The organism is Streptomyces sp. NPDC005866 (assembly GCF_040629895.1).
GTDB lineage: Bacteria > Actinomycetota > Actinomycetes > Streptomycetales > Streptomycetaceae > Streptomyces.
Map to the genome: position 1 here is coordinate 75598 of NZ_JBEXWP010000015.1, position 18180 is coordinate 93777.

The following is an 18180-nucleotide window of genomic DNA, read 5'->3' on the forward strand; positions in this document are numbered from 1 at the left end:
ATGAACGCAGAGGTGTGCGGCTCGGGAGCGGGCGCTCAGTCCACGGCGGGATCCGCGTCGCAGACGGTGTCCGGCGGGCAGAACCAGTCCACCGCCGTCGTCAGATGGGCCAGTTCGTCGTCGCGGCCGTCGGAGTCGGGGCCGTACGAGGCGACGGCGTAGATGTTGCCGTCCGGTGCGACGAACCGCTCGTCGACAACATGCCAGGTACCGACGTCCGGCTCACCACCGATCGTGCCGGCCAGGTACTCCAGCCGGGAGCCGGTGAAAACGCCGTCGTCGAGGCTGGTCAGACCGAGTTCCTGGAAGCCGTCCGGCTTGGAGGTCTGGTCGGAGAGGTACAGCTCGAAGGAGGCCTCCGGGGAGTCCTCGGCGACCTGGTAGACCTGCAGCCGGTGCTCGCGGTCCGGGCTGCGGTAGCTGACGACGGCGATGCCGTACGAGGAGTCGACGGTGGAGCGCGACCAACCCTCGGGGACGGCGATCCGGAAGCCCTCCCTGTCGTGGCGCACCTCGTACCCGGCCGGGGGTGCGGAGGCCGACGGGGATTGATCACCAGTGTCCGAAGGTGACTCCGGCACCTCCCCGGTCGGCGCGGTGGGGGCCGGGGAGGTGTCGGAGGCGGCGGCCTTGGCGGGCCTGCCACCGTCGCTCTTACCGACCACCAGGGTCAGAACCAGGCTGGTCGCCACACCGACGACAGCGGCCCCGACAACAACGGACCACACGAGCCTGCGGCCGGGCGGCCGGGAGGACACGGGCGGCCGGGCCGACTCGGCTGGTGGCCAGGCCGACTGCTCAACGGACGGCCAGGCCGGCTGCTCGGCGGACGGCCGGGCTGGTTCGGCGGGCGACCAGGGTGGTTCGGCGGGCGACCAGGCCGGCTGCTCAGCGGACGGCCGGGCTGGCTCGGCGGGTGGCCGGGCTGGCTGCTCGGCGGGCGGCCGGGCCGGCTCGGCGGACGGCCGGGCTGGTTCGGCGGGCGGCCAGGCCGGCTGCTCGACGGACGGCCGGGCCGGCTCGGCGGACGGCCAGGCCGGCTGCTCGACGGACGGCCGGGCCGGCTCGGCGGACGACCAGGCCGGCTGCTCAGCGGACGACCAGGCCGGCTGCTCAGCGGACGACCAGGCCGGCTGCTCAGCGGACGGCCAGGCCGGCTCGGCGGGTGGCCGGGCTGGCTGCTCGGCGGACGGCCAGGCTGGCTCGGCGGGTGGCCGGGCCGATTCGGCGGGTGGCCCGCCGGGAGCACCGGCCGACGACCACTGCGAAGCTGCGCCCGCCCCTGACCACCACTCCCCCGGCGGAGCCGGAGCCGACGCTGTTGCCGGTGGCCGCGCCATCGGCGGCGCAGTCACCGGCGGCGGGGCCGCCGGCGGACGGGCGGCTGGTGGTAAGGACGTCGTGGTGGCGGGCTGGGCCCCGTCCTCCCATCGTTGCGCGTCCTCGTTCCAGTGCCGTGCTCCCCCGTTGCCCCCGTTGCTCATCGGCTCCCTCTCACATCCCCAGCAGCCCGGCCAGCGTGCCCGCCGAGGCCAGCACGCTCAGCAGCATCTGGGAGTCGGTGAGGAGTTCACGCAGGCGTTCCCGGCGGGTGGGGCCCGCCTGGCCGGTGCGGGCTATCTCGTCCTCCGTCTCGGCGAGCGCCGTGCCCAGCGCCGCCGTCCGCTCGGTACCCCGCACCCGCTCCAGGTCGGCGCGCAACTCCCGTACAGCAGCGAGGAGTTCCTCGTCGGCCCGGGAGTCGGAGGCACCGTGATGGTGGCTCTCGGCGTGCGCGTGGCTACCGATGGCGAACGTGCTCCCGGAGATGTTCCCCAGGTTGACCTGCGGCTCGTCACTTGCCATTGCTGTCGGACCCCTTCTGCGTCGCGTGACTCGTGGCGGTGGCGTGGCTGCCGAAGGCGAGCGTGGAGCCCTCGACCCGGTCGATGCTCACGTTGGTGCTGTTGTTGATCGTCTTCTGGACGAACTCGCCGGTCTCGTAGCCCGCTTCGGCGAGCGCGGCCCGTACGCCGTTGGCCACCCGGTCCTGGATGCTGCGCAGGTACCGTACGACGTCCATCTCCTGGAAGTGGGAGCCGACGTCCACCGAGCCCAGTTCGCGCACGGACAGCGCGGGCCCCTCGGGCAGGGCGCCCGCGTGGCCGCCGGTCAGCAGCCGCCACACGTACACCCCGCCCCGGCCGAGCTGGCCCAGCGAGCGGCCCACCGAGCCGGGGACCAGGGCGATCGCGACGGCAGCCTTGCCGGCCCAGTTGTTGTTGCGGAACCGGTGGGCGGTGCGGTCGGCGTCCTTGAAGTCCGGACGGACGGGGGTCAGTACGTGCGGGGCGACCTCCAGCACCAGCATCCGGCCCTGGGTGTGGATGCGGACGAACACCGTGACGACCACCTCCTCCTCCCAGCCGCCGACGCGGATGCGCAGGAAGTGCCGGCGCTTCTCGGCGCCCTCCTCGACGGCCCGCGCCCGGTGCTCCTCGAAGGCCTGCGGGGTGTAAGGCGCCTGGTCCCGGGTGAGCAGCCCCTCGGCGGGAAGGAACACGCACTCGTCGATCTCCAGCTGGCGCAGCCGGTCGCGGATGCCGGGTCCGGCGTACTCGGCGGGGACGCGGAGCTGTTCGAGCAGCGGGCGGATCTTCTCCAGGATCGCCCGGTTGCTCAGCGGCTGCTGCTCCTTCTTCAGCTCGTCGGGCCTGAGCTCGACGGCGAGCACCCAGGTGTTGTACGCGGCGCCCGCCCCGCAGAACGGGTCGGCCTCGTTGTACATGATCAGCGGCGCGTGCTGTTCGATCCGGATGCGCTGCTTGAGCCGCTGGAAGCGGGGGTTCTCCGCCCTCTCGGCGGGGTCGCTCGCCGCGTCCGGGAAGCGCTGCGGGGACAGCTCGCCGGCCAGCGCCCGGCTGAACTGGGTGCGCTGGGCGTGCGCGCACAGGGCGATACCTGCGAACACGGCGAGTGTGAGCCAGGCGTGCCAGGTCTCGGCCAGGCCGCGGAAGCCGCTGACGCCCGGGGCGAGCAGATCGCCGAAGCTGGTCGAGTCGGAGTAGCTGTAGCCAAAGGAGCCGTCGTAGGAGCCGTACGAGTCGTAGGACGGGCCGTTGTCCGAGCCGCCGCCGAACGCGACGACGAGGGTCGCGATCAGGGCGACCGCGTAGAACGACCGGCCCCACCAGCGGACCAGGAAGGCGGCGATCACCCGGTTCAGCGGCGGCCGGGCGGCGCGCCCCCTGATCCAGGGTGTGACGGCGAGCGCGATGCCCGGCACGAGGAAGAGCGCGAGCAGCCCGCCGCTGAGCGGCAGCCCCACCACCCACAGGCCCAGGATCGCCGTGGCCCACAGCAGTTCCTGGCGGCGGGCGCGCAGGGCGTGGGCGAGGACCCGGGCGGCGTCGAAGCCGAGCGAGGGCGCCGCGATCCGCTGTTCGTTGAGGTGGAGTTGCTCGATGACCCGGTCCCGGTACGCGGAATCCAGATAGGCGCCCGCGCACAGCAGGCGGGTGGCCTCGCTGGCGTACGGCGGTGTGGGCGGCAGCGCGGGCGGCGCCCCGGCGGGCGGCCCCTGCTGTGGTTGTTGCGGCACATAAGCAGTGCTCACGCGGATCCCCCGATGCGTGTGAAGTGCGTTGCTGGAAGTGCTTTGCCGGACGCCGAGTTGACAGGCCATCAGCATAGGGGGACGGTCGTGACCGGTGAACCGGAATTGCCCGAAGACACCGCTGGTCAGAAGTCGGCCGGCGGGTCCTCCCCCACGCGCCCGTCGATCGACTCCCGGATCAGGTCGGCCGCCCGACGTGCCGGGCGTACTCCTCGATCATGTCGGTCAGCAGCCGGCGCAGGCTGGGCCGCGCACCGCTGCGGGACGTGTACGAGATCAGCACACCGGCGTCGCCCTCGGCGGCCGCCCGCCGCAGGTTGGCCCGGGACCGGGCCGCCGCCTCCCACAGCCCGTACAACTCCTCGGGGCTGTCCGCGACGGCCGACTTCCACTCCCAGTCCGGCTCCGCGTCCCAGTCCACCGCGTCCCAGGGCGCCGGGAGCTTCTCCCCGGCCAGCCGCACGGTGAAGTGATCGTCCTCCACCAGGGCGAGGTGCTTCAGCAGCGCACCGAGGGTGAGGGCGGAGGGCGCGAGCCGTCTGCCGAGCGCCTCCGCGTCGAGCCCCTCGGACTTCCAGGCGAACGTACGCCGCTGCCGCTCCAGCGAGCCGATCAGCGTGTCGAGTTCGGGGCCCGCGACGGGTGGCTCCCACCACACCGTGGATCGTGTGTCATCAGCCATGCCCCGAAGACTACGACCCGCCACTGACAAGGGCCCCGGGGCCGCCGACCACCAACTCCCGTGCACAGCGCCGGACCCAGGCATGCGCCGGGTCGGCGTCATGGCGCGGCCGGCGACTCGCTCCCCACCGGCCTCTCAGGTCGCTCCTGCCCGGTCGAGTCGCTGCGGCCTGTTCCCCCGCTCCCAGGGCCTTCCCCGGCCCGCTCTCGCCGTTCCGGTCGGTCATCGCGAACCCCCCGATTCACTCCACCGCGTACCCCTTCCGACGGTAGCGGCGGAAACGGGAACGGGCCCCGTTCCGGACGAAACCGGAGTGGGGCCCGTGGGTGCGGGAGGCTCAGATGAGGCCGAGGGCGCGGACCGCGTCGCGCTCCTCCGCCAGCTCCTTGACCGACGCGTCGATCCGGGTGCGGGAGAACTCGCTGATCTCCAGGCCCTGGACGATCTCGTACTTGCCGTCCTTGGTGGTGACCGGGAAGGAGGAGATCAGGCCCTCCGGGACACCGTAGGAGCCGTCCGACGGGATACCCATGGAGGTCCAGTCGCCGTCGGCGGTGCCGTTGACCCAGGTGTGGACGTGGTCGATCGCGGCGTTGGCGGCGGAGGCCGCGGAGGAAGCGCCGCGGGCCTCGATGATGGCCGCGCCGCGCTTGGCGACGGTCGGGATGAACTCCTCGGCCAGCCACTTCTCGTCGTTCACGACCTCCGCGGCGTTCTTGCCGGCGACGGTCGCGTGGAAGATGTCCGGGTACTGGGTGGCGGAGTGGTTGCCCCAGATGGTCAGGCGCTTGATGTCGGCGACCGTGGAGCCCGTCTTCTTCGCGAGCTGGGTCAGCGCACGGTTGTGGTCGAGGCGGGTCATCGCGGTGAAACGCTCGGCCGGTACGTCCGGCGCCGCGGCCTGCGCGATGAGCGCGTTGGTGTTGGCCGGGTTGCCGACGACCAGGACCTTGATGTCGTCCGCGGCGTGGTCGTTGATGGCCTTGCCCTGCGGCTTGAAGATGCCGCCGTTGGCCTCCAGCAGGTCACCGCGCTCCATGCCCTTGGTCCGGGGGCGGGCGCCGACGAGGAGGGCGACATTGGCACCGTCGAAGGCGACGTTCGGGTCGTCGGTGATGTCGATGCCCTGGAGGAGGGGGAAGGCGCAGTCGTCGAGCTCCATGGCGGTGCCCTCGGCGGCCTTCAGCGCGGGCGTGATCTCCAGGAGGCGGAGCCGGACCGGCACGTCCGCGCCGAGCAGCTGGCCGGAGGCGATGCGGAAGAGCAGGGCGTAACCGATCTGGCCGGCCGCGCCGGTGACGGTGACGTTCACGGGAGTGCGGGTCATGGCGTTCTCCGTATGACAGCTGGCGGTGGGCGTCCTTGCCCTGGGGTGCGGACGTACAAATGATCGATCTCTCGGCATCAAGAGATCCACCGGTCAGGCTATCGCGCAACCCGAATGCCGGACGTCGAGGGGTGGGTGTGGCTCACCCCACAGAGGTGACCCTACAAGCGACGCACGAAAGAGGCGGCCGCCCGTCCGGGAGAGGTGAGACGGGGCGGCCGCCACCGGGGGCACCGGTATCCGGACTCCCGTGGGGGTACGGTTCGCGTGCCCAGGAAATGCGGCGGCATTCCTGGACACGCCGGGTTTCTACGACGTGCACCCCGTCTGCCCCGACGCCAGCGTCGCGCACGCCTTCGCCTCCGCCGCGTCCCGTACCGCCACCATCGGGGTGTAGGCGATCGTGTCGCCGGCGGCCGTGATGTCGCCGGTCTGCGCGGTGGTGCCGGCCGTGACCCGTACCGAGTCGCCCTGGGCGGCGCCGGTGATACGGCCCCAGGCGGCGCCGCAGGTGCTGCTGTAGCGGACCTCCAGGGTGGTCGCGCCGACCGTGGCCGCCTTGGCGGTGGTCACGAGGTCGCCGCTGCACCCCATGGCCTCCGCGTCCTTGCCGGTGCAGCCGGCGTCGGCGCACTTCACGCCGGCCGGCAGATCGGTGCTGGTGCCGGCGCTGGTGGACGGGGCGGACGAGGTGGCACCGCTCCGGTGCTTCTTCCCGCCGCCGTCGCTGCCGGTGAGGAAGAAGACGGCGGCGATGACCACGGCCACGCCGACGACCCCCGCGAGGAACATCGTCAGCCGCCGCCGGCCGCCACCGGAGGCCGTCGGCCCCTCGGGGGCGGCCGGCCCGGGGGACCCCGCCCCCTCCCGGCGGTTCGCGTCTGGTGCCGTCGGCTGGGAGGGGATGGCGGGCGAGACGCCCGCCGGCCCCGCGATCCCCGGCGTCGCGACGGCGCTGCCCGCCCGGCGCGGCGCCTTGCCCCCGGCCGTGGTCGTGGACGTGGACGCGACCGGCGGCGCCCCGAACTCCCCCAGCGCGGCCCGCGCCTGGGAGATCCGGATCGCCTCCATCGTCATGTCATGGCGCATCTCCGAACGGCTCCAGGCCCGTTCGGCCAGCTCCCACATGGTCGTGAGGTGAACGGGATTGGCGCCGGTGACCTCGGCGAGCGCGACGATCGCGCCCTTGGGTGCCAGCAGGCGCCCGCCCAGGTACCGCTCCCAGGACGTTCTGCTGTAGCCGGTGCGGTCGGACAGTGCCGCGACACTCAGCCCGCTGCGGTCCACGAGCCGCCGCAACTGGGTCGCGAACTCCCTGACCTGCGGATCGAGTTCATCCGGCAGGGCCTTCCAACGAGGCATTGCTTCCCCCTCTTCCCCCGGTCCTCTTTCCCCCGGTTCGGTGCCGTGTCTTCCCCCGCGTCTCCTTGCGCGTGGTGCCCCCCGCGCCGGTCCCCGTTCTGGCCTACCCAGCGAACCGCCGCGACCCCGCAACTCAGTCCCCGGGCAGGGGGCGCACAGGAGCACTGACCCGCCGACGCGCACCGTCGCACGCCGAACACGGCGCGGTCCAACGGGCGTTCGGCTCGTCCCGATTGGACACGTTAGCCCGCTTGTGAGTCGGCTTCGTGACACATCCGCGAACTTGTCAAGACATCGGCACACCGGTCATCCGGTTGTTACCTCGCACGTCACAGGGCACTCAGCTCACCCGAGAACCACGGCACCGACGGCCGCCACGAGGAGCAGTACGAGCAGCAGCAGGCCCGCGGAGAGCAGCAGGCCGTGCGGCACGGCGTTGAGGTACCGCTGCCAGGACGACTTGCTGTACGAAACCCGACGGCGGTCCGTCCTTCTCGGGGAAGGGGACGGGCCGCCTTTCGGACACCCGCCACGCCGACAGCCCGCCTTGCCGAACGGCCCACCGGTCCGCTCGGCGGGCGCCCGGCGTCACCGGCCGGTCTGGTACGCGGCGCTGTATCGATGTGCGGCCACGGCCACCGCCGCGTGGGCGCGACGAGCCCCCACGACCCGCAGCCGCAACTGAAACTGAACGGAATCCCTAGCTCTTCATCGTGAAGTGCAGCGTGTCCTTCAGATACGGGATCACCAGCCACGGCTTCGGCTGCGCCATCAACGCCAGCAGCACGATCGCCAGCCCCAGCACCCCGTACGTCGCGATGTCCGTGAAACGGGACCGCACCGCCAGCATCCCCACACTCGGCAGTATCCACCGCATCGCCGCCCCGGCGAGCAGCGCGGCCCCGATCAGCAGCGCACCCACCCGGAACTGATCCAGCGAGGTCAGCAGCAACCCCATTGCGACGGTCGCCAGCACGACCAGCATCGGCCACTGCCGGGCCGGCGCCGGCAGATCTCCCGACGCCGCCCGGCCGCCACCCTCGGGGCGTGCCGTGTCCCGTGTGAACAGCGGGAAGCGACGGGTCGCCCGGCGCCCCGCGTCCTGCCCGTGACCGCCGTCAGCCGACACTGCGCTCTGCCGCCTCGACCACGTTGACGAGCAGTTCCGCACGGGTCATCGGCCCGACACCGCCGGGGTTCGGGGAGAGCCAGCCGGCGACCTCCGCGACCCCGGGATGCACATCGCCGACGATCTTGCCCTCGGCGTTGCGGGAGACACCGATGTCGAGGACGGCCGCGCCCGGCTTGACGTCCTCGGGGCGGATCAGGTGCGGGGAGCCGGCCGCGGCGACGATGATGTCGGCGCGCCTGAGGTGGGAGGACAGATCGCGCGTGCCGGTGTGGCACTGGGTCACCGTCGCGTTCTCGCTGCGCCGGGTGAGCAGCAGCGGCATCGGGCGCCCGATGGTCACACCACGGCCGACGACCACCACCTCGGCGCCCTTGATCTCGACGCCGTACCGGCGCAGCAGGGTCAGCACGCCGTTGGGCGTGCAGGGCAGCGGCGCGGGCTCGCCGAGGACCAGCCGGCCGAGGTTCATCGGGTGCAGGCCGTCCGCGTCCTTGTCCGGGTCCATCAGCTCCAGGATGCGGTTCTCGTCGATGCCCTTGGGCAGCGGGAGCTGGACGATGTAGCCGGTGCAGGCGGGGTCGTCGTTGAGTTCGCGGACGACTGCCTCGATCTCCTCCTGGGTCGCGGTGGCCGGCAGCTCGCGCTGGATGGAGGCGATGCCCACCTGCGCGCAGTCGCGGTGCTTGCCGGCGACGTATTTCTGGCTGCCGGGGTCGTCCCCGACCAGGATCGTGCCGAGGCCGGGCGTGACGCCCTTCTCCTTCAGCGCCGCCACGCGGGCGGTCAGCTCGGACTTGATCGCGGCTGCGGTGGCCTTGCCATCGAGAATCTGGGCGGTCATGGCTCCATCCTCGCGGATGCCGGTCTCCCGGTTCCAATCGGGTGTGCGGTCATGATCGATGATGTTGCACTTGCACAACACATCGCGAATCGGACTGGACAACAACTCCCGGTTACTAAACGATGAGCGGCGCAGTATCGCGGTCCGGCTGGGGGGCAAACCGCTCAGATCATGACGTACCTCCGTCCCTGTCCGCGTCGTCCCCGCAGATTCAACGGAGGAAAACGGCCATGAGTTTCGGCGCGCCCAACAACCCCTACGGTCAGCCGCAGGACCCGCAGCAGGGTCAGCCCGGCTACGGCTACCCGCAGCAGGGTCAGCCCGGATACCAGCAGGCCCCGCAGGGCGTGCCGCCGCAGCAGGGGTACGGCTACCCCCAGCAGCAGCCCGGCTACCCGCAGCAGGGTGGCTACGGCTACCCGCAGCAGGGTTACGGCGCGACGCCGCCGTACGCGAACTGGGGTCAGCGCTTCCTCGGCACGCTCGTCGACGGCCTGGTCTACCTGGTTCCGTACATCCTGGTGATCGTCGGCAAGGACACCCCGGCGCTGTCGGCCATCGGCGGTCTCGCGCTCCTCGGCCTCGCGATCTGGCAGCTGATCATGGAGGGCCGCACCGGCCAGACCGTCGGCAAGAAGGCGCTGGGCATCCGCCTGGTGAAGGAGGCCACCGGCCAGCCGATCGGCGTCGGCATGGCCTTCGTGCGCCGTATCGCCCACTTCCTGGACAGCCTCGCCTGCTACCTGGGGTGGCTGTGGCCGGCGTGGGACGCCAAGCGTCAGACGTTCGCCGACAAGGTGTGCGGCACGATCGTGATCCGCAGCAACTGAGCGACCGGGCAACCGGTCCCGCAGACACCAGGGCCGTGTCCCCCCCGAGCGGGGGGACACGGCCCTGGTGTCTGAACGGGACCCTCGGTGGAAGAAAGCGCCACCAGGGGAAGCTGGTGCCGCTAGTGGAAGAAGTGCCGCGTCCCGGTGAAGTACATCGTCACGCCCGCCTTCTTCGCGGCCTCGACGACGAGTTCGTCACGGACCGAACCGCCGGGCTGCGCCACGGCCCTCACGCCGGCCGCGGTGAGGATCTCCAGGCCGTCGGGGAAGGGGAAGAAGGCGTCGGAGGCGGCGTACGAGCCGCGGGCTCGCTCCTCCCCCGCCCGCTCGACGGCGAGCTTCGCGGAGTCCACGCGGTTGACCTGGCCCATGCCGACGCCGACCGAGGCGCTGTCCTTGGCCAGCAGGATGGCGTTGGACTTCACGGCCCGGCAGGCCTTCCAGGCGAAGGCGAGTTCCCTCAGCTCCTCGGGGCTGAGCGGCTCGCCGGTCGCGAGGGTCCAGTTGGCCGGGTCGTCGCCCTCGGCCTGGAGACGGTCGGTGACCTGGAGGAGGGCGCCGCCGTCGATGGGCTTGACCTCGGCGGGGTGGGCGGGCGCGCCCGCGGCCCTGAGCACCCGGATGTTCTTCTTCTTGGCGAGAGCCTCCAGGGCCCCCTCCTCGTAGTCCGGGGCGACGATGACCTCGGTGAAGATCTCCGCGACCTGCTCGGCCATCTCCTTGCTCACCGGCCGGTTCACGGCGATGACCCCGCCGAACGCGGACAGCGGGTCGCAGGCGTGCGCCTTGCGGTGTGCCTCGGCGACGTCCGAACCGATCGCGATGCCACAGGGGTTGGCGTGCTTGATGATCGCGACGCACGGCTCGTCGTGGTCGTACGCGGCCCGGCGCGCGGCGTCGGTGTCCGTGTAGTTGTTGTACGACATCTCCTTGCCGTGCAGCTGCTCGGCGACGGCGAGGCCGACGTTCCCCGACCCGTCGGCAGGTGCGGTGTCGACGTAGAGCGCGGCGGGCTGGTGCGGGTTCTCGCCGTAGCGCAGGGTGCTCTTGCGCTCCAGGGTGGCGCCGATGAAGTCGGGGAAGCCCGAGTCGTCGACGGGCGCGTAGGAGCTCGCGAACCAGCCCGCGACCGCGATGTCGTACTCGGCCGTGTGCCGGAACGCCTCGGCGGCGAGCCGCTTGCGGGTGGCGAGGTCGAAGCCGCTCCCGGCGACGGCGGCGAGGACGTCGGCATACCGCGCGGGGCTGGTGACCACGGCGACCGAGGGGTGGTTCTTGGCGGCCGCGCGCACCATCGACGGGCCGCCGATGTCGATCTGCTCGACGCACTCGTCGGGCGAGGCACCCGAGGCGACGGTCTCACGGAACGGGTAGAGGTTGACGACGACGAGGTCGAACGGCTCGACACCGAGCTCTTCCAGCTGCTGCCGGTGGCTCTCCAGTCGCAGGTCGGCGAGGATGCCGGCGTGGACCTTGGGGTGCAGGGTCTTGACCCGGCCGTCCAGGCACTCCGGGAAGCCGGTGAGCTCCTCGACCTTGGTCACGGGGACGCCGGTGGCGGCGATACGGGAGGCGGTGGAGCCGGTGGAGACGAGTTCGACGCCCGCCTCGTGCAGCCCGCGCGCGAGGTCTTCGAGGCCCGTCTTGTCGTAGACGCTGACGAGCGCCCGTCGGATGGGCCGCTTGTTGCTCTCGGCGGTCACTGGATAACTACCTTTCGTCCCTCAATGCGATGGCCGTTGCGGGCGATCCGCCCCACGACCTCGACGAGCAGACTTCGCTCGACTTCCTTGATGCGCTCGTGCAGAGCGCTCTCGTCGTCCTCGTCCCGGACCTCCACCACGCCCTGAGCGATGATCGGCCCGGTGTCGACGCCGTCGTCGACGAAGTGGACGGTGCAGCCGGTGACCTTGGCGCCGTACGCGAGCGCGTCCCGTACGCCGTGGGCCCCGGGGAAACTGGGCAGCAGGGCAGGGTGCGTGTTCACGGTCCGCCCGCCGAACCGCGCCAGGAACTCCTTGCCGACGATCTTCATGAACCCGGCGGAGACGACCAGGTCGGGCTCGTGGGCGGCCACGGCCTCGGCCAGCGCCCGGTCCCACTCCTGACGGGTCCCGAAGTCCTTCACCCTGGTCACGAAGGTCGGGATCCCGGCGCGCTCGGCACGCGCGAGCCCCTCGATGCCGTCCCGGTCGGCACCGACGGCGACGACCTCGGCGCCGTAGGCCTCGACGCCGTTCTCGGCGATCGCGTCGAGGAGCGCCTGGAGGTTGGTGCCGGATCCGGAGACCAGCACCACAAGGCGCTTGGCCACGGGCTTGGCGGCCACGGTGGGGCCCTTTCTCGGGGGAGCGTCGGTACGGCGGCCGGACTCGCACCCGCTTTGTACATTCGTACGAGTGCATCGCGCCCCGGGATACGGGGAAGTCTACGAAGCGGCCGACCGTCAGCAACGATACCGGCACACCGGGCGGCCCCCACGGGACGGGGGCGTGGCCGGAAGGTAGCGTCTGGGAGGTACCGAGGCGGGAACGCGTCCGGGATACGACGCGTTGACGAGGTAACCAGCCGTTTCGTCTGCTGTTCCGTCTGCTGTACCGATCACCCGTATCCATCAGCTCTGTTCATCTTGATCTAGGGGAAGACGCTCACTTGATGCCGGACCGCAGCCTGGGACTTCGCATGCTCCCCCCGCAGTCGGTACAGGGAGGGCCGCGTTCCGCCGTGCTGTTGCGGGAGCGGCCGGCCTCGCCGCCGGAGGCGCCCTCGGACCGGCCGAAGGGCGACCAGCAGGACAACAACCCCTTCGCCCCGCCGCCGGAGGGCACGCCGGACAAGCCGTGGCAGCCACGCCGCCCGGCCGGAGACGGTGACGGCGACGGCGACGGCGACGGCGACGGCGACCAGGAATCGCCCTGGGGCAGCCAGTGGAGCGACCGCCAGCCCGGCCGGCAGTCCGGCGGCTTCGGCGAGCGTCCCGGCGAGCGTCCCGATGAGGGCCGGGGCGGCGGCGGCCAGGGCGGACCGGGCCCGGGCCCGGGCATGCGCTGGGACCCCACGGACCCGGCCCAGCGCCGGGCGCGGTACGCCCTGCTGTCCGGCATGTGGGCCTTCCTCTTCGCCCTCTTCGGCTGGCCGTACGTGGCACTGCTGCTGGGCGCCCTGGGCATCTACTGGGGCATCAGCGCGCTCCGCGCCAAGCCGCGCGATCCCGACGAGGCCACCACCGGCCGTCCGCAGATGACGGCGGCGATCAGCGGCCTGGTCACCGCGTCGCTGGCCCTGGCACTGGTGGCGGCGGGCTTCACGGCCCAGATGGTCTACCGCGACTACTACACCTGCGTCACGGACGCCCTCACCAGCGAGGCCAAGCAGTCCTGCGACCACCTGCTGCCGCAGGAGCTGCGCACCTTCCTGGGCACCACGAACAACTGACGGGACGACCGGAAGCGGTCCGGCCCCCGCTGACGGACGACCAGGAGCAGTCCAGGCCCGCTGACGGGCGGTCAGGATCCGTCGGGCCTGTCCGACGGCTCGGACGCCTCCCGCAGCGCGGCCCACCGGGCCTTGCGCGCCGCCTCGTCCTCCCAGGCGCCGGGCGGCGGGGCGGACGGCAGCACCTCGTACGGCTCGAGGGACAGCGCCTCGTAGAGCTCGAACGTGTCGCCGTCCCCTTGATCGGAAAGCAGCGCGGCCACCGCGGTTGGGGCCGGGGCCGACGTGGCATCGCTCTTCGGTTTCTCCGCGGACTGCTCCTCCCCCGGCTTCTGCTTCCCGAATCCCAGCCACGCCGCGAACGAGGCCAGGCTCAGTCCCCGCCAGAACCGCAGCAGCAGGGCCGCCGGTACGCCCGCCGCGAGGAGCCAGGCGCCGGTCGCCGCGCCCGTCTGCCACCAGAGCGGGCCGAAGCGGCTGAGCGCGGCGACACCCAGGGGGCCGCCCGCCAGTCCGGCCAGGGCCGCGAGCAGTAGCGCGCACAGCAGTGCCGCCAGCGTCATCACCCCGGCCGTGCGGCCGGCCGACCAGCGCCGCCCGGCCGCCCTGCCCACCACGAACCACGCCATCGTCAATCCGGCCGCCACCGGCACCGCCCCGGCCAGCCAGTTCACCGGCATTCCGGGGCCGTCCGCCGGTACGGCCGCGAGCAGCGGAAAGGGCGGCAGGAGCGGAGCCGGGTCGGCGGCCAGGGGGTTCACGACATGACCGGCGCCGAGCGCGAAGCCGGGGCCGACGGCGTACGACGCCGACCACACCGCCGCGTTCGGGATCAGCGAGACACAGAGCAGCAGGACCGCGAACCGGCCCGTCCACCCCTCCGTCAGCTGCAGGAACGACGCCCAGGCCGTGTCACCGTGCGCCACCAGCGACACCGCGAGCAGCAGCGTGCCGCCCCCGAAGAACACGGCCACCCCGGCGAGGGACGCACGGAAGGCCGTACCCCACCGCACCCGGGTGTCCCGGCCGGTGAGCAGCTGCCGTACCGGCCCCGGCAGCACCACCGCCAGACGCAGCAGCGGCTCGCGCGGACGGCCGTACGCCGTCCACACCCCGGCGCCCGCCGCGGCCGTCGCGAGCAGTGGCAGACACACCGCCACCCACCCCCACGCGGGCCGCAGTTCACCGCCGGACGCGTACAGCGCGGCGCAGCCGCCGACGCCGAGGTAGCCGGCCACGACTCCGGTCCACGCCGTGCGGGCCCGGACCGGCGGCGGTGCGTCGGCGTCGTCGCCGTCGGGCGCGTCCACCGCGTCCTTGGCCCCCCGGTACAGCAGCAGCGCCGGCAGCAGGAGCAGCAGCAACGGCGTCACGCCGACCGGGGCCGGTGCCCCGGACAGGGTGTCGCTGCGGACCAGTTCGACCCCGTGGGCGAGGAGCCACAGCGCCGCCACGAGATGCAGCGCGCCGCCCGGTCCGCTGTCGGGGTACGGCGAACTGACCCACAGCGCCATCACCAGCACGGAGAAGAAGCCGAGTCCGAGCCCGGCCGCGATCGCGCCGCCGAGGAGGCTCGCGGCCAGCCCTGGGGAACGGTCGCGCAACCGGGTGAGCAGGAGCGACAGAAGCGACGGGCGCGACGGGCGGGCCGACGGCGGTCGGTAGGCGGGCATCCGAATCACGACGGCCATGCTCCCAACGACACGCGCTTTCCCGCCGTAACAGGCGAACTACCGAAGTGTCGCCCAATATATGTTTATGTGTTTTTTCGAGGGAAGGTGCGCCCGGTGACGCAGAGCCCTGTCCACGCCGACGAGGCCGTACCGTCCACTGCCCTGACGCCCACTCAGGCCTTCGACGCGCTGTACGCGTTCTGCGCCCCGGCCCTGGTACGGCAGACCTATCTGCTGACCGGGCGCCGGGAGCTGGCGCGGGAAGCCGTCGAGCGGGCCTTCCAACTCGCCTGGCAGAACTGGCCGCAGGTGGCCCGCGACCGGGACCCGGCCGGCTGGGTTCGGGCGGCGGCGCACGAGTGCGCGCTCTCCCCCTGGCACCGGTTCCGCCTGCGCTACCGCCAGCCCGAGGCCGCGCCGGCCGGCGCGGCCGACCGCGCCCTGCTGGACGCGCTCCTCGAACTCCCGCCGTCGTACCGCCGCACGCTCCTCCTGTACGACGGTGTGGGCCTCGACCTGCCGGAGACGGCGGCGGAGACGGAGGCGAGCACACCGGCGGCGGCACGGCGTCTGACCCGTGCGCGGCAGGCGGTCGCCGAACAGGTTCCCGAGCTGGCGGACCCCGCCGCGCTGAACCGCCGGCTGGCCGAACTGGCGTCGACGGAGCGCCTTCGGGCGGAGCGGCCGACCGCTGTGCGGACCTATGCCGAACGCCGGACACGTTTTTGGACCCGGTCCGCCCTCGCCTTCACGGCGACGATCATCTCGGCGACCACGCTCACGCTACGGACGGCGCCGACGCACTACGAGGCGCCGGTCGGGCCCGCGCAGGCGATCAGCGGGGTACCGGCTGACGTGGGGCTGGGGCCGTTGTCGGCGGGTGAGCGCGCACTGCACGCGAAGCTGCGGGGGGAGCCGACCGGGAACGGGCCGGAGAGGCTGGTACCGCTGGCACGGTGAGCCGGTTCACCAGCCGCGGGCCGGTGGGGGCTGGTCGTCTTGCGGGTCCCGCGCCCCTTACGGAGCTCGCAGTACGCCGGTAGGCCCGCCCCCACCCGGGGGAACGGGCCTACCGGCGTATGTCACGCGGTTGTTCAGCCGGCCAGGATCTCGCGCGCCAGCTTCGCCGTCTCCGTCGGCGTCTTGCCGACCTTGACGCCCGCGGCCTCCAGGGCCTCCTTCTTCGCCTGGGCGGTGCCCGACGAACCGGAGACGATGGCGCCGGCGTGCCCCATGGTCTTGCCCTCCGGCGCGGTGAAGCCCGCGACGTAACCGACGACCGGCTTGGTCACGTTCTCCTTGATGAACGCGGCCGCACGCTCCTCGGCGTCGCCACCGATCTCACCGATCATCACGATCAGGTCGGTGTCGGGGTCGTCCTGGAACGCGGCGAGCGCGTCGATGTGCGTGGTGCCGATGATCGGGTCGCCACCGATGCCGACGGCGGTCGAGAAGCCGATGTCGCGCAGCTCGTACATCATCTGGTACGTCAGCGTGCCGGACTTCGAGACCAGGCCGATCCGGCCCGGCTTGGTGATGTCGCCCGGGATGATGCCGACGTTCGACTGGCCCGGGGTGATGATGCCGGGGCAGTTCGGGCCGATGATGCGGGTCTTGTCGCCCTTCTTGCCGGCGTACGCCCAGAAGGCGGCCGAGTCGTGCACGGCGATGCCCTCGGTGATCACGACGGCCAGCGGGATCTCGGCGTCGATGGCCTCGTCGACCGCGGCCTTGGTGAACTTCTCCGGCACGAAGATGACGGAGACGTTGGCGCCGGTGGCCTCGATGGCCTCCTTGACGGTGCCGAAGACCGGTACCTCGGTGCCGTCGAAGTCGACCTTCTGACCGGCCTTGCGCGGGTTGACGCCGCCCACGACGTTGGTGCCGTCGCCGAGCATGAGCTTGGTGTGCTTCATGCCCGTGGCGCCGGTCATGCCCTGGACGATGACCTTGCTGTCCTTGTTGAGCCAGATAGCCATGGTGTGTTCTGTCCTCGTCCTGAGTGCTTACTTGGCGGCGTGGGCCAGCTCGGCGGCCTTGTCGGCCGCGCCGTCCATGGTGTCGACGCGCTGCACCAGCGGGTGGTTGGCGTCGGTGAGGATCTTGCGACCCAGTTCGGCGTTGTTGCCGTCGAGGCGGACGACGAGCGGCTTGGAGACGTTCTCGCCGCGGTCCTCCAGGAGCTTCAGGGCCTGCACGATGCCGTTGGCGACCTCGTCGCAGGCGGTGATGCCACCGAAGACGTTCACGAACACGGAACGGACGTCCGGGTCGCCCAGGATGATCTCCAGGCCGTTGGCCATGACCTGGGCGGAGGCGCCACCACCGATGTCGAGGAAGTTGGCGGGCTTGACACCACCGTGCTTCTCACCGGCGTACGCGACGACGTCCAGGGTGCTCATGACGAGACCGGCGCCGTTGCCGATGATGCCGACCTCACCGTCGAGCTTGACGTAGTTGAGGTTCTTCTCCTTGGCGGCGGCCTCGAGCGGGTTGGCCGCGGCCTTGTCGTGCAGCTCGTCCCAGTCGTGACGGAACTCGGCGTTGTCGTCCAGCGACACCTTGCCGTCGAGGGCGAGGACGTCACCGGAGACGACCTTCGCGAGCGGGTTGACCTCGACCAGGAGGGCGTCCGACTTGAGGAAGGTGTCCCACAGCTTGACCAGGATGTCGGCGACCTTGTCGGCGACGTCGGCCGGGAACTTCGCCGCGGCGACGATCTCCTTGGCCTTGGCCAGGTCCACACCGTCGATCGCGTTGATCGGGGTCTGGGCGACGGCCTCCGGACGGGTGGCCGCCACCTCCTCGATCTCCATGCCGCCCTCGACGGAGGCGATGGAGAGGAAGGTGCGGTTGGCACGGTCGAGGAGGAAGGAGACGTAGTACTCCTCGACGATCTCCGGGGCGGTCTCGGCGATCATGACCTTGTGGACCGTGTGGCCCTTGATGTCCATGCCGAGAATGTCCGTCGCACGGGCGACGGCCTCGTCCGCGGAGGCGGCCAGCTTGACGCCACCGGCCTTACCGCGACCACCGACCTTCACCTGCGCCTTGACGACGGACTTGCCGCCCAGACGCTCAGTGATCTCGCGCGCCGCCTCAGGCGTGTCGATGACTTCACCGGCCAGCACCGGTACATCGTGCTTGGCGAAGAGGTCCCTCGCCTGGTACTCGAACAGGTCCACGCGCTTCCGTCCCTATCAGTGATCTCGCGGTTCGTTGGATGCGTGGGCGTGCCGCGAAGGGCAACGTGACGTCCGCAATGTGTCACAAGGGGGGCGCACACGGTGTCCGAGCGCG

Annotated in this window: 17 protein-coding genes; 3 read left to right on the top strand and 14 right to left on the bottom strand. The window is 71.7% G+C overall.

What is annotated here, in order from left to right; genetic code table 11:
* Positions 1-35: 35 nt before the first annotated feature.
* The 9 genes from ABZ396_RS22700 to ABZ396_RS22740 all read right to left on the bottom strand — a co-directional run bounded on the left by ABZ396_RS22700 (position 36) and on the right by ABZ396_RS22740 (position 8939).
* A complete protein-coding gene (locus ABZ396_RS22700) occupies positions 36-692 on the bottom strand; it encodes a hypothetical protein (protein ID WP_359185610.1) in 657 nt (218 codons plus the stop codon).
* Positions 693-1137: 445 nt separating this feature from the next.
* Complete coding sequence (locus tag ABZ396_RS22705; protein WP_358923012.1) at positions 1138-1431, bottom strand: hypothetical protein; 294 nt, start codon at positions 1429-1431, stop codon at positions 1138-1140.
* A 63-nt stretch (positions 1432-1494) separates the two neighbouring features.
* On the bottom strand, positions 1495-1845 hold the full coding sequence (locus tag ABZ396_RS22710; protein ID WP_358923014.1) for a hypothetical protein: 351 nt from the start codon (positions 1843-1845) through the stop codon (positions 1495-1497).
* Positions 1835-3595 (bottom strand): hypothetical protein, encoded by a 1761-nt coding sequence (locus ABZ396_RS22715; protein WP_358923016.1) that lies wholly within the window; start codon positions 3593-3595, stop codon positions 1835-1837. The genes ABZ396_RS22710 and ABZ396_RS22715 overlap by 11 nt, the downstream gene beginning before the upstream one ends.
* Before the next feature lie 178 nt (positions 3596-3773).
* Positions 3774-4277: a DUF664 domain-containing protein gene (locus tag ABZ396_RS22720; protein WP_358923017.1), complete on the bottom strand. Its 504-nt coding sequence runs from the start codon at positions 4275-4277 to the stop codon at positions 3774-3776.
* Between the two features lie 337 nt (positions 4278-4614).
* The gene (locus ABZ396_RS22725) at positions 4615-5604 is read right to left on the bottom strand and encodes a malate dehydrogenase (RefSeq protein WP_358923019.1); all 990 of its coding nucleotides are present in this window, start codon (positions 5602-5604) and stop codon (positions 4615-4617) included.
* A 309-nt stretch (positions 5605-5913) separates the two neighbouring features.
* The gene (locus tag ABZ396_RS22730; protein ID WP_358923021.1) at positions 5914-6966 is read right to left on the bottom strand and encodes a DUF2690 domain-containing protein; all 1053 of its coding nucleotides are present in this window, start codon (positions 6964-6966) and stop codon (positions 5914-5916) included.
* A 700-nt stretch (positions 6967-7666) separates the two neighbouring features.
* Positions 7667-8095: a DUF3017 domain-containing protein gene (locus ABZ396_RS22735; protein WP_358923022.1), complete on the bottom strand. Its 429-nt coding sequence runs from the start codon at positions 8093-8095 to the stop codon at positions 7667-7669.
* Positions 8085-8939 carry a bifunctional methylenetetrahydrofolate dehydrogenase/methenyltetrahydrofolate cyclohydrolase gene (locus ABZ396_RS22740; protein ID WP_358923024.1) on the bottom strand — a complete coding sequence of 285 codons (855 nt, stop codon included), beginning with the start codon at positions 8937-8939 and terminating at the stop codon, positions 8085-8087. The genes ABZ396_RS22735 and ABZ396_RS22740 overlap by 11 nt, the downstream gene beginning before the upstream one ends.
* A gap of 230 nt (positions 8940-9169) precedes the next feature.
* Here ABZ396_RS22740 and ABZ396_RS22745 point away from each other — a divergent pair, with 230 nt between their 5' ends.
* Complete coding sequence (locus tag ABZ396_RS22745; protein WP_358923026.1) at positions 9170-9769, top strand: RDD family protein; 600 nt, start codon at positions 9170-9172, stop codon at positions 9767-9769.
* Positions 9770-9891: 122 nt separating this feature from the next.
* On the opposite strand, the gene purH is transcribed toward ABZ396_RS22745, so the two are convergent.
* Positions 9892-11475: a bifunctional phosphoribosylaminoimidazolecarboxamide formyltransferase/IMP cyclohydrolase gene (gene purH / locus ABZ396_RS22750; RefSeq protein WP_358923028.1), complete on the bottom strand. Its 1584-nt coding sequence runs from the start codon at positions 11473-11475 to the stop codon at positions 9892-9894.
* Complete coding sequence (gene purN / locus ABZ396_RS22755) at positions 11472-12101, bottom strand: phosphoribosylglycinamide formyltransferase (protein ID WP_358923030.1); 630 nt, start codon at positions 12099-12101, stop codon at positions 11472-11474. Before purN ends, purH begins: the two co-directional genes overlap by 4 nt.
* Positions 12102-12427: 326 nt before the next feature.
* Between purN and ABZ396_RS22760 the strand changes: the two genes are divergently transcribed.
* On the top strand, positions 12428-13207 hold the full coding sequence (locus ABZ396_RS22760) for a hypothetical protein (protein ID WP_358923032.1): 780 nt from the start codon (positions 12428-12430) through the stop codon (positions 13205-13207).
* 71 nt (positions 13208-13278) lie between these two features.
* On the opposite strand, the gene ABZ396_RS22765 is transcribed toward ABZ396_RS22760, so the two are convergent.
* Positions 13279-14898, bottom strand: a complete 1620-nt coding sequence (locus ABZ396_RS22765) for a DUF6350 family protein (protein ID WP_359185620.1) — start codon at positions 14896-14898, stop codon at positions 13279-13281.
* Positions 14899-14985: 87 nt separating this feature from the next.
* Between ABZ396_RS22765 and ABZ396_RS22770 the strand changes: the two genes are divergently transcribed.
* Positions 14986-15840, top strand: coding sequence for a sigma factor-like helix-turn-helix DNA-binding protein (locus ABZ396_RS22770; protein ID WP_358923036.1), 855 nt, complete (start codon positions 14986-14988; stop codon positions 15838-15840).
* Positions 15841-15974: 134 nt separating this feature from the next.
* Here the strand turns inward: ABZ396_RS22770 and sucD are convergent, their stop codons facing one another.
* On the bottom strand, positions 15975-16859 hold the full coding sequence (gene sucD / locus ABZ396_RS22775; RefSeq protein WP_358923038.1) for a succinate--CoA ligase subunit alpha: 885 nt from the start codon (positions 16857-16859) through the stop codon (positions 15975-15977).
* A gap of 27 nt (positions 16860-16886) precedes the next feature.
* Positions 16887-18065 (bottom strand): ADP-forming succinate--CoA ligase subunit beta, encoded by a 1179-nt coding sequence (sucC, locus tag ABZ396_RS22780; RefSeq protein WP_358923040.1) that lies wholly within the window; start codon positions 18063-18065, stop codon positions 16887-16889.
* Positions 18066-18180: the final 115 nt, after the last annotated feature.